This window comes from Nocardia aurantia (assembly GCF_009604425.1).
Taxonomy (GTDB): Bacteria; Actinomycetota; Actinomycetes; order Mycobacteriales; family Mycobacteriaceae; genus Nocardia; species Nocardia aurantia.
Map to the genome: position 1 here is coordinate 162,881 of NZ_WEGI01000006.1, position 11,525 is coordinate 174,405.

Consider the following 11,525-nt stretch of genomic DNA (forward strand, 5'->3'; position numbering starts at 1 on the left):
CATGATGAGGCGCTCGGCGCACCAGGGAAGACACGGCCCGACGCGGCTCAATCGCTGTTGCCATCGACCGGTGTCGAGCGCCTGAGACTGCCGACGCTAGGAGACTCGCAGGGCCGTGGGGCTGTCAGGCGTGCGGCGCCCGCTCTGAAGAAGGCTCTGGCCTCGGTGGACATCAACCCACGGCGAGGTTCCACGCAGTTGCGGGTACGACAGCGGAGCCATCGGGACACGCTCGACCGTGCAGATCGCAGCCCGAGGGCTGACAAAGGCTGCATTTGGTAGGGTTTTGACGAAGAGGCCCATCAAACTGCAGCGAGGTGCCCGGTGCTTATTCGGTTCGAAGTCGAAAACTTCCGGTCGATACCCGAGCCCGTAGAGCTGTCGATGATCGCAGTCGACGACCGGCCGGAGGTGCGGGCCTATCCGAAGTTCGGAGCCTCCCTTGTGCCGGTTGCAGGCATCTTCGGACCCAATGCCTCGGGAAAATCGAACATGCTGGCGGCGCTGGGTTGGCTCAGCACAGCAGTTCGGCATTCCTTGCGCGCGTGGGACGACGAGATCCCGGTCGAACCATTTGCGTTCGGTCACGCGAAGAGCCGGGATTCGTCCTTCGCCCTCGAACTGGAGATCGAGGGGGTCCGCTTCGAGTACCTCCTCGATGTCGGCAGACATCGGGTCAGCTACGAGGCACTCTTCCACTACCCGGAGGGGCGGCGGCGGCGGGTCTTCGAACGCGAAGCGAACGATCTCACCCTGCAGCGCGGCCTCGGGGAACTTTCCGGCACTCGAGCGTTGCTCACCGATCGGTCACTGGCACTCTCGATCATGCGACGCTTCGATGAGCCGATCACCTCCGCATTCTCGCGGTCCGTTATTCGGTTCAAGGACCTGGGGCAGCCAGTGGGCCGGCATCGACCGAGCATTTTTCGATTCAACCAATACAAGCGCACGACCGATATACGATCGACGATCAGCCTTTTCCAAATGCCCCGCAACGAAGAGCTGGAATTTCATGAGGATGAGGCGCTCCTCGACAAATCTCAATCGCCATCCGACCGCCAGCAGGCGATAGCATTGTTGCAGCTTGCCGATCTAGGGGTGGCGGATGTCGAGATCGAGGAGAAGCGAATCGAATCCGGGCGCGGCGAGCCCGCTACCGGCTACACCATTCGGCTCGTTCATGTTGCCGACGGCGAACGAGCGCCGTTCGATTACTATCACGAGTCCGCCGGAACTCAAACCTGGTTCGAATTGATCGAACCGGTGCTCGATGCACTACGGTCCGGCGCCACCGTACTCTTCGACGAGCTCGATGCGAGCCTGCATCCGACGCTCACGGCACAGCTGATCAAGCTTTTCAAACAGAAGAATTCCAACCCGCACGGTGCTCAGCTTCTGTTCACCTCGCACGACACCAATCTCTTGAATCATCTCAACCGAGACGAAGTGTGGCTGACCCAGAAGGCGTCGAACGGGGCGACCCGCTTCGCGGCGCTCTCAGACTTCGCAGGAGAACGCGTTCGCCGATCAGCGAACCTCGAAAGCGGCTACCTCAGTGGCCGTTTCGGTGCGCTGCCCGACGTATCCCGTCCTGAGATTCTGCGCGATCTCGGCTTGATCGGATGAGCGCAAAGGACCGAGGCAAGAAGGGAAAGAAGCTCCAGCGCACAACGGAGACAACACCGGTTCGAACAACTTTCGCGTCTATGCGGAGGGCGTGTCGACCGAACCCGAGTACATCGATGCCCTCAAAAGGCTGCCCGAATTTACCGATATAGTTTCAGTCGATATATCTATCGAAGAAGCCGGGGCGACGCCTATGCGCCTCGTGGAAAGTGCCTGCGCCGACAAACGTCGAGCCGACCTTGATATCGACTTCTTTTGGTGTCTGTTCGATGTCGAGTCCCCACAACGCCATCCGCACCTTGCCCGCGCAAGACAGATGGCGACGGACAACGGTGTGCAGTTGGCGATCAGCAACCCTTGCTTCGAAATCTGGCTCATCCTCCACCACCGCCACCATACCCGCCATCTGTCCACTGACGAAGCAATTCAACTCAGGCGCGCGCTCGATGGTTCCGACGGTAAGCACATTGATGACTTGCTCTACATGAGGCTGACAGACAAAGCCGTCCTCCATGCGCAAGGTCTTCGTAAGAAACACCAGCAGGAAGGCACGGATTTCCCGCAGGACAACCCTTCATCCTCGGTCGATCAGTTCGTAACGCATATCCGTGCTGCGGTGAAGTCCGCCACAGAGGCTGTCAGGAATTGAGAGTGGTTCGCGCCTACTTGATTTCGGTGAGCACACTACCCGGGGTGATCGCGGCACCGACCTGCACGGACAAGCCGGTGATCACACCATCCTTGTGCGCGTTGATCGGGTTCTCCATCTTCATCGCCTCGAGCACCACGATCAAATCGCCGGCGATGACCGAATCGCCTTCCGCCACGGCTACTTTCACCACCGTGCCCTGCATCGGGGCGGTCACCGCATCACCGGACGCGGCGCCGGCGGCCGCACTCCCGCGTTTGCGCGGCTTCTTCCGAGCCGCCGCGGCGCCGGTGACCGCTCCGGCGCCCACCGAGAACTGCTCCGGCAGCGAGACCTCCAACCGGCGGCCGCCGATCTCCACGACCACGGTCTGTCTCGCCGCGTCGATCTCCTCGGCCGGCTCACCGTCGGTATACGGCGGAATGGGGTTGGCCCAATCGGTTTCGATCCATCGCGTGTACACCTCGAACGACTCGCCGTCCCCGATGAACGCCGGATGCTCCACGATGTGCCGGTGGAACGGCAATACCGTTGCCAGGCCCTCGATCTCGAATTCCGCGAGGGCGCGGCGCGACCGCTGCAACGCCTGTTCGCGGGTCTCGCCCCACACGATCAGTTTCGCCAGCATCGAATCGAAGCGGCCGCTGATCACATCGCCCTCGGCCACACCGGAATCCACGCGGACGCCCGGGCCCGACGGCTCCCGGTACACGCGCGCCGGGCCCGGTGCGGGCAGGAAGTTGCGGCCGGCGTCCTCGCCGTTGACGCGGAATTCGAAGGCGTGGCCGCGGGGCGCGGGATCCTCGGTGAGAGCCAGTTTTTCGCCGTTCGCGATGCGGAACTGCTGCCGCACCAGATCGAAGCCGGTGGTCTCCTCCGTGACCGGATGTTCCACCTGGAGACGGGTGTTCACCTCCAGGAAGGACACCGTCTCGCCCTGGACCAGGTATTCGACGGTGCCCGCGCCGTAATAGCCCGCCTCGCGGCAGATTCGCTTCGCCGACTCGTGGATCGTGGTGCGCACCGCGTCCGGCAGGAACGGGGCCGGGGCCTCCTCGACCAGCTTCTGAAATCGGCGCTGTAGTGAGCAGTCTCGGGTGCCGACCACGATCACGGTGCCGTGCCGGTCGGCCAGCACCTGGGCTTCGACGTGACGGGCCTGGTCGAGATACTGTTCGACGAAGCACTCGCCGCGGCCGAACGCCGCTGTCGCCTCCCGGGTCGCGGATTCGAACAGTTCCGGGATCTCCTCGATGGTGTGCGCGACCTTCATGCCCCGGCCGCCACCGCCGAACGCCGCCTTGATCGCGACCGGCACGCCGTGGGTTTCGGCGAAGGCCACCACCTCGGCGGCGTCGCGCACCGGATCCTCGGTGCCCGCGGCCATCGGCGCGTTCGCGCGCTGCGCGATGTGCCGGGCCGTGACCTTGTCACCCAGGTCCCGGATCGACTGCGGGGACGGGCCGATCCAGATCAGGCCCGCGTCGAGCACCGCCTGGGCGAAATCCGCGTTCTCCGAGAGGAATCCGTAGCCCGGATGCACCGCGTCGGCTCCGGAGCGCGCCGCCGCGTCCAGGATCTTGTCGAACACCAGATACGATTCCGCCGACGTCTGCCCGCCGAGCGCGAACGCCTCGTCGGCCAGCCGCACGAACCTCGCGTCCGCGTCCGGCTCCGCGTACACGGCGACACTCGCGATACCCGCGTCCCGGGCGGCGCGGATCACCCGGACCGCGATCTCACCACGGTTGGCGACAAGGACTTTCGTGATCACGCCGCGGCCCAGCTGTGGGAGGCGACGAAGGCGGTGCGGCGTTCCCGGCGCAGCCAGCGAACCGGAGCCCGCTGGTCGTCGGCGGATTCGGCGGGCCGGGCGGCCACCACCGCGAGGGCGATCAGCAGCGCGGCCAGTTCGAGGTCGTCGGGATTGCCCCGCTCGATCCGTACGACGGGTTCGTTCATCTCTGTCTCGCTCGAATTCTGTTGGCGGATAGGATTACTGAGGCGGGTTCCCGTGCTTGCGCATGGGCAGGTCGGCGTGTTTGGTGTGCAGCATCGTCAGTGCGCGGATCAGCACGTTGCGGGTGTCGGCGGGGTCGATCACGTCGTCGACCAAGCCGCGTTCGGCCGCGTAGTACGGGTGGATCAGCTCGCTGCGGTATTCCTTGATCTTCAACTGCCGCATGGCTTCCGGATCGTCGGCGGCGTTGATCTCGCGCTTGAAGATCACGTTGGCGGCGCCCTCGGGGCCCATCACCGCGATCTCGTTGCTGGGCCAGGCCAGCGCCAGATCCGCGCCGATCGAGCGGGAGTCCATCACGATGTAGGCGCCGCCGTAGGACTTGCGCAGTACCACCGAGACTCGCGGCACGGTCGCATTGCAGTAGGCGTACAACAGTTTCGCGCCGTGCCGGATGATGCCGCCGTGTTCCTGCGCCACCCCGGGCAGGAAGCCCGGTACGTCGATCAGTGTGACCAGCGGGATGTTGAACGCGTCGCAGGTCTGCACGAAGCGGGCGGCCTTCTCCGAGGCGGTGATGTCGAGCACCCCGGCGAGCATGCTGGGCTGGTTGGCGACGATGCCGACCACCCGCCCGCCGAGACGGGCCAGCGCGCACACCACGTTCGTGGCCCAGTGCTCGTGCACCTCGAAGATCTCGCCGTCGTCGACGATCTCCTCGATGACCGCGCGCATCGGGTACGGGCGGTTGCCGTCGACGGGGACCAGGTCGTAGAGCCGTTCGCTGCGCCGGTCCGGCGGATCGGCGCACGGCGCGACCGGCGGCTGTTCCCGGTTGTTGGACGGCAGCAGCGACAGCAGGTGCCGCACGTCGTGCAGGCAGCTCGGCTCGTCGTCGTAGGTGAAGTGGGTGACGCCGGTCTCGCGCGAGTGCACGTCCGCGCCGCCGAGCCCGTTCATGGTCACCTGCTCGCCGGTGACGGCGGCGACCACGTCCGGGCCGGTGATGAAGATCTGCGCGGTCTCGCGCACCATGAACACGAAATCGGTGAGGGCCGGGCTGTAGGCGGCGCCGCCGGCGCACGGGCCGAGGATCACGCTGATCTGCGGAATCACCCCGGACGCCAACGTGTTTCGCGAGAAGATGCCGCCGAATCCGGCGAGCGCGCTGACGCCCTCCTGGATGCGGGCGCCGGCGCCGTCGTACAGGCCGACCAGCGGCGCGCCGGCGGACAGCGCCAGATCCATGATCTTGTGGATCTTCTGCGCGTGCGCCTCGCCCAGCGCGCCGCCGAGGATCCGGAAGTCCTGGGCGAACACGAAGACCGTACGGCCCTCGACGGTTCCCCAGCCGGTCACCACGCCGTCGGTGTAGGCGCGGCGCTGCTCGAGCCCGAATCCGGTGGCGAGATGCCGTCGCAGGCCCTCGATTTCCTGGAACGAGCCCGGATCGAGCAGCAGGTCGATCCGCTCGCGGGCGGTGAGCTTGCCCTTGTCGTGCTGGCGCTGGGTGGCGGCCGGGTCCGGCCCCTCCAGCACCGCGAGTTTGATCTTGCCGAGTTCCTCGACACGGTCCCGCATCACGATCCTCTCTGTCGCACCGCGTTTCACAGGTCCAGGACCAGCCGCGGTGTGCGGGCTCGTGACACGCACAGCATCATCGTGCGGCCGGCCGCCCGCTCCTCCTCGTTCAGTACCGAGTCACGGTGGTCCACCTCGCCCTCGAGCACGGTGGTCTCGCAACTCCCGCAGGTCCCCTCCTCGCAGGAGGACGGCACGTCGACCCCGGCCCGTTGCAGGGCCGACAGCACCGACTGCCCGGCGGCCACAGGGACCGTCGTACCGGCGTAACGCAACTCGACCTCGAAGGCGCCGTCGGCGGCCGGGTCGGTGGCGATGTCGGCCGGTTGGAAACGTTCCAGGTGCAGCGACCCGGTGCCGCGGGCCCGCTGCTGCGCTTCGGCGGCCTGCAGCAACGGTTCCGGGCCGCAGCAGTAGATCGCGGCGTCGTCGGAACCGAAAACCTCTGCCAGCGGGATCAATCCGCAGCGATCCTGCGGGTACAGCCGCACCCGGTCGCCGTAACCGGTCAGTTCGTCGACGAACGCCATCCGGTCCCGGCTGCGTCCGCCGTAGTACAGGGTCCACGGCGCGCCGGACGCCGCCACCGCGGCGATCATCGGCAGCAGCGGGGTGATCCCGATCCCGCCCGCGACGAACCGGTATCGCGGCGCGTCGACGAGCGGAAAGTTGTTGCGCGGCATACCGGCTCGCAGCCCGGTCCCCGCCCTCACCGGCCCGTGCAGATACCGCGAACCACCGCGGCCGGCGGGCTCGTGCAGGACCGCGATCCGCCACCGCCGCCGGTCGCCGGGGTCACCGCACAGCGAGTACTGCCGGGTCAGGCCGCCGGGCAGATGAAGGTCGATGTGCGCGCCGGGATCCCACCGCGGGAGATCCTCGCCGGATCCGGCGGCCAGGTCGAACGAGCGGACCTCGTCGGTTTCGGACACGACGCGAACCACATGCAGATCGGTCTCGGAACGCGGGCTCACTGGGGGCACGATTTTTGCCTCTTTCGAATTTCCCGGGCCGCGTTGATTTCCCGCGCTGGAATACGCCGCCGATTCGAAGGCTACCGGCCGCCGCCGACTCGGCCGATGCTCGTTCGGCAACCCGGTGACCGGCGATCGGATCTGCCTATGGGCGCGTTTTACAGTGTCAGACAACGGAATACTGCGTAGCGTGACGCAAACTACGTTCTTCGACCGTGCCTTCGCTGCGTTCGCCCGGTTCGCCACCGAAAACCCCGACTACGACAAGCTCCGCGAAATCGCCAACGAGTCGGTGCCGTTCGCCGTCCACGCGGGCGTGCGCACCACGGAGCTCGACAACGACCATGCCGTCACCGAGATCCCGGCCGATCCCCGGCTGGCCAACCACGTCAAGACCGTGCACGCCGCCGCCCTCTACCTGGCCGCGGACGTCGCCTGCGCGGTGGCGTTCGTCGGCGCCGCCGCGCCGCAGATCGACCAGGTCGAGTGGATGGTGGTGCGCGACGCGCGTTCCGCGTTCTTCAAGCCGGCCATCGGCCGGATCCGCGCCGTCGGCACCATCGACGAGCGCGCCATCCGGGCGATCCTGAACCGCACCGATCAGCGCCGCTTCGATGTCGACGGCAAGGCGATGCTCTACGACGACAACGATGTGCTGGTGGGCAAGGTCTCGTTCGACTATGTGACCCAATTCGCCGCGCTCCCTGCCGAATCCGTCTGAGACGAGGAGAGCCATGTCCACTCCCAGCGAGACCGCGAAGCCGGAGGGCGGGCGCAAGCTCGACTTCACCGGCCTGGAGTCGCTGCCGGTCACGGTCGCCGCGTCCCCGGCGAGCGCGGCCGCGTCGTTCGTCGTGCGCGTGCTGCCCGCCGCCGATCCGGCCGCACCGGTGCTGCTCATGATCCCGGCGATCGCGATGAAGGCCAAGTTCTATCTGCCGATGCTCGCCGCGCTACGGGATCGCGGCCTGTCCGCGGCCTCGGTCGACCTGCGGGCCCAGGGCGAAAGCCTGCCTGCCCTCGGCGAATCCGCGAACTACGGGTATCGGCAGATGCTCGAGACGGATCTGCCGGCGATCGTCGCCGCTGTGCGGGAACGCTTCCCGCAGGCGCCGCTGTACCTGTTCGGGCACAGCCTCGGCGGTCAGCTGGCGCTGCTGTACTCGGCGACCGTGCCCGGCGAGCTGGCCGGTGTGGTCACGATGGCGACCGGCAGCGTCTACTGGCGCTCGTTCCCGTGGCGGCGATGGCCCATCGTGCTGCTCGGCAGTCAGTACGTGCACGCGGTGTCCCGGCTGCGCGGGCACTGGGCGGGCGGCAAGCTGATGGCGGGGCCGATGGCCGGCGGTGTGATGGTCGACTGGTCGCGGCACGCGACGACCGGACGGTACCGGCCGCGCGGCTCCCGGGTGAACTACGACCGCCTGTTGCGCGACAATCCGGCGCGGGTGCTGATGCTGTCGCTGGAATCCGATCCGCTGGGCCCGAAGTCGACGGTGGACTTCCTGGCCGACCGGCTGCGCGCGGCGAACGTCACCCGCCGGCACCTGGACGCGAACTCGGGTGTGCGCAACCTCAATCACTTCACCTGGGTGAAGGACGGGCCGGTGCTGAGCGAGCTGATCGCGGAGTGGATCAACGAAACACCGTGATTCGGGAGCTGTTTCCTTCCGAAGACGAAAGCGCCCTCGCCGCAGTGGATTCCGCGGCGAGGGCGCATTCTTCTGTTGTCACCGGTTTCCGGCGCCCACGCCCCGCAGCTCGATGGCGACGTCGAGCAGTTCGTAGATCCGCATCCCGGGCTTCCAGACGCTCGCGTCACCGATCACCCGGACCCGGCCGGGCCGCCGCTCGACGCTCTTGATGTGCACCTCGAGCGACATCTCCTTCTCGTCCGCGAGGATCTGCCCGCGGTACCGCCAGGACATCGGCACCCCGACCGGCAGCACGAACTCCGGGGCCACCAGTTCCGCCGCCAGGCCGGTGTCGACCGCCCACTCCTGCATCGCCTGGATCACCGCCTCCACGCCGAGCGATCCGGGCATCACCGGATCGAGGTGGAAGTGATAGGAGAAGAACCAGTCGTCCTCCCGGACCGGGCGCGCGGCGCGCAGATAGCCCTGGTCGAATTTACCGCCGCCGTCGACCACTTCGATCCGGTCGAGCATCGCCAGATGCCCGGTCGCGCAGCGGAACCCGGTACCTGCCGCCCGTCGCGCGGCCACGTCGATGACGCGGACGGCGGGCCGGTCCGGCTGCGCGTCCAGCCACGCCGGGACGAATTCGCCGTTGTCCAGGCCGTTCTGGTTCGCCAGCGCGCGAGCGTTGAAGAATCCGAACAGCGACTCACCCTCGTAGAAGGGTTCGCCGTCCACCGAGAGTTCGTAGGAGAAGGTCTGCAGGACGGCGCCCACCAGCACGGTGGTGTTCAGCAGCTTGCTGGTCTGCTGAATCGTCTTGTCCCGCAGGTCGACCTCGCGCAACACGGTGGCCGTGCCGTCGAGGTTGCGCAGGCTGTAGTCCTCCTGCGGCGCGGTCAGGGTGGCGCCGAGGAAATAGCCGAGCAACAGCGCCGACTGCAACGACGTCTCCATGTACACCACGTTGGGCATGGAGGCGTTGGCGGATTCGGCGTAGTACCAGGCGTCTGCGGGCGAATCGTATTCGGTGTGCCCGGTGGCGCCGGTCAGCTTCCCGCGCTCACCCTCCACGGCCATCACCCGATCACACAGCTGCAGACCGTGATTCGGCATGCGGGTCGCGCGACGGCCCGCGTACCGGGTGAACTCCGGGCCGAGCGCGATGTCGAGATCACCGCGCGCGCTGTGCGTCATGTGGAACTCGCCCAGCAGCGCCCGATCACCGAAGACGTTGCGGCGGCCGAAGAATCGGGGAATCACGCCACCGGCCTCCGGCCCGACCGGCAGGCCGGGCGCTTCCCGGATCTCCAGCGACAGCGCGCGGATCCGCGCCACCACCGTCGCGCCCCGGCGGAACTCGGCGTCGATCCGCAGCCGCGGCCGCGGGATCAGGTCGATGTGGACCACCTCGGCGACCACCTCGACCGGTCCCGCGCTCACCGCGAGCGCGTCCGCCTCGAGCGGTGCGCCACCGTGGAATCGCGCCTCCGCCATGCACAGGTGCAGACCGACCTGCATCGCGAAGACCTGCGCTGTCTGCCAGGCGATCTCGACGACACCGGCGACGAGATCCGGCCCGTCGATCCGGCCGGCGGCCCGCACCCGTCCCCGCCGCCACGCGCCGGCGTGCCGGGCGATGTCCAGCACCTCGGTGAGGGTGCCGTGCACGCCCTCGGTCAGCCGGATCGCGGGGTTGACCCCCTCCTGGTCGTAGGCGGACCCGAACACCGCCGCGATCTCACCACGGACCAGCGCCGCCAGCGCGGCACCGTCGAGCGCGGTGACCGGGGTGCGCGCGAGCGCCTTGAACGCGCTCATACTCGTCGCCGGCTGCGTCGGGTCGATCACCACGTCACGACCGGGCGTGGCGGAGACGGTGAGACCACCCTCCGGCGTGTAGTCGAGCACGACCGTATATGCCTGCTCGGCCATGATCGCCGCAGGCCGGTCCTCGTACGCCCGCCCGGAGGCGGTCTCCGGCACAGGAGGCTGTTCCTGCACCGACCGGGAAGCGGTGCCCGGGTACTCGTGCGCGAGGTGCGACGCGCTGCCCGCCGCGGACCGGAACTCATGCGCCGACTGGGACACAATGCCCGCTGCGGACCGGTGCTCACGCTCCGACTGGGATGCGATGGCCGCTGCGAACCGATGCTCACGGTCCGCGTGGGACGTGATGGCTGCTGCGGGCTGATGCTCGCGAGCCGGCCGTGGCGCGATGGCCGGCGTGGGCCGGCCCATCGCGTTCAGCGCCTGCCGCTGCAAGGCTGCCTGCACGGCCATCGCGGACAGATGCGCGGAGACCAGTTCGGCCCGGACATCTTGCAGCAGTTGAGAAACCGGGTCACCACCGCGCGGGGCGGCAGCCGGGTCCGCCCTGCCCGGCCGGCCGGCGGCCGAGGCAGCGGTCGACGGCGAGGAGGGCGCCGCCCATTCGGCCGGTAAGGATGTGTTCGGAGTCGCGCCAGGGGTGGCCGGCCGAGCCGGAACCGGCGAGGCAGAACCCGTCCGGGCCGGAGCCGACGCCCGTTCGGTCGAAACCTGCTGAGCCAGAACCGAACCCCGCGCAGCCGAGTCCGACCGAGCCGAGTCCGAGCCGTGCGCGGCCCGAGCCGACTGGCCCTGGGGAGACGCCTGCGAGGCAGCGTCCGACCCGGCCAGGGCAGCACCCTGCACAGCCTGACCGGAGTCGGCGAAGGCCGAACCCGGCGAAGCCGGGCCGGACCCCGCGAGGGCCGAACTTTGCGCAGCCGAGACGGACCCGGCTGAGGCCGAACCCTGCCCGGCCTGAACGGACCCGACCAGGCCCGAACCCTGCGCGGCCGGAACCGACCCGACCATGGCAGAACCCTGCCCTGCCGGAACCGACCCAGCCAGGGCCGAACCGTGCACGGCCTGAACCGACCCAGAAAGGGCCGAACCGTCCACGGCCGGAACGGATCCGACCGAAGCCGACCCGACCGGCGCCGAACCCTGCACGGCCGAAGCCGTCCCGACCGGCGCCGAACCCTGCACGGCCGAAGCCGAACCGACCGAAGCCGAACCCTGCCCGGGCCGGCCCGACTGGGCCGGAGCCGAACCCTGTGCAGCCGGAACCG

8 protein-coding genes and 1 pseudogene are annotated in these 11,525 nt (G+C 68.0%); 4 read left to right on the top strand and 5 right to left on the bottom strand.

Features of this window, described 5'->3' with window-relative positions; all coding sequences use genetic code 11:
- The first annotated feature begins 384 nt into the window (after positions 1-384).
- Positions 385-1,626 carry an AAA family ATPase gene (locus NRB56_RS14870; RefSeq protein WP_153343033.1) on the top strand — a complete coding sequence of 414 codons (1,242 nt, stop codon included), beginning with the start codon at positions 385-387 and terminating at the stop codon, positions 1,624-1,626.
- A gap of 88 nt (positions 1,627-1,714) precedes the next feature.
- Positions 1,715-2,275: pseudogene (locus NRB56_RS14875) on the top strand (RloB family protein); the annotation flags it as partial.
- Between the two features lie 13 nt (positions 2,276-2,288).
- On the opposite strand, the gene NRB56_RS14880 reads toward NRB56_RS14875, so the two are convergent.
- From NRB56_RS14880 to NRB56_RS14895, 4 genes are read right to left on the bottom strand one after another with little or no spacing between them, the layout of a single operon-like run.
- Positions 2,289-4,049 carry an acetyl/propionyl/methylcrotonyl-CoA carboxylase subunit alpha gene (locus tag NRB56_RS14880; RefSeq protein ID WP_319943018.1) on the bottom strand — a complete coding sequence of 587 codons (1,761 nt, stop codon included), beginning with the start codon at positions 4,047-4,049 and terminating at the stop codon, positions 2,289-2,291.
- The gene (locus NRB56_RS14885) at positions 4,046-4,237 is read right to left on the bottom strand and encodes an acyl-CoA carboxylase epsilon subunit (RefSeq protein ID WP_153342512.1); all 192 of its coding nucleotides are present in this window, start codon (positions 4,235-4,237) and stop codon (positions 4,046-4,048) included. Before NRB56_RS14885 ends, NRB56_RS14880 begins: the two co-directional genes overlap by 4 nt.
- A 34-nt stretch (positions 4,238-4,271) precedes the next feature.
- Positions 4,272-5,816, bottom strand: coding sequence for an acyl-CoA carboxylase subunit beta (locus NRB56_RS14890; protein ID WP_153342514.1), 1,545 nt, complete (start codon positions 5,814-5,816; stop codon positions 4,272-4,274).
- Positions 5,817-5,842: 26 nt separating this feature from the next.
- The gene (locus tag NRB56_RS14895; RefSeq protein WP_319943019.1) at positions 5,843-6,748 is read right to left on the bottom strand and encodes a PDR/VanB family oxidoreductase; all 906 of its coding nucleotides are present in this window, start codon (positions 6,746-6,748) and stop codon (positions 5,843-5,845) included.
- Between the two features lie 232 nt (positions 6,749-6,980).
- Between NRB56_RS14895 and NRB56_RS14900 the strand changes: the two genes are divergently transcribed.
- Both NRB56_RS14900 and NRB56_RS14905 read left to right on the top strand, forming a co-directional pair.
- Positions 6,981-7,511, top strand: a complete 531-nt coding sequence (locus NRB56_RS14900) for a PaaI family thioesterase (protein ID WP_319943020.1) — start codon at positions 6,981-6,983, stop codon at positions 7,509-7,511.
- A 13-nt stretch (positions 7,512-7,524) separates the two neighbouring features.
- Positions 7,525-8,442, top strand: a complete 918-nt coding sequence (locus tag NRB56_RS14905; RefSeq protein ID WP_153342516.1) for an alpha/beta hydrolase family protein — start codon at positions 7,525-7,527, stop codon at positions 8,440-8,442.
- Positions 8,443-8,520: 78 nt separating this feature from the next.
- On the opposite strand, the gene NRB56_RS14910 is transcribed toward NRB56_RS14905, so the two are convergent.
- Positions 8,521-10,413 carry a beta-hydroxydecanoyl-ACP dehydratase gene (locus tag NRB56_RS14910; protein WP_319943021.1) on the bottom strand — a complete coding sequence of 631 codons (1,893 nt, stop codon included), beginning with the start codon at positions 10,411-10,413 and terminating at the stop codon, positions 8,521-8,523.
- Positions 10,414-11,525 lie beyond the last annotated feature (1,112 nt).

Bases quoted from the DNA above. Each gene is read 5' to 3' on its own strand.
- NRB56_RS14870 (WP_153343033.1), top strand. From the start codon at position 385: ATGATCGCAGTCGACGACCGGCCGGAGGTGCGGGCCTATCCGAAGTTC.
- NRB56_RS14885 (WP_153342512.1), bottom strand. From the start codon at position 4,237: ATGAACGAACCCGTCGTACGGATCGAGCGGGGCAATCCCGACGACCTC.
- NRB56_RS14890 (WP_153342514.1), bottom strand. From the start codon at position 5,816: ATGCGGGACCGTGTCGAGGAACTCGGCAAGATCAAACTCGCGGTGCTG.
- NRB56_RS14905 (WP_153342516.1), top strand. From the start codon at position 7,525: ATGTCCACTCCCAGCGAGACCGCGAAGCCGGAGGGCGGGCGCAAGCTC.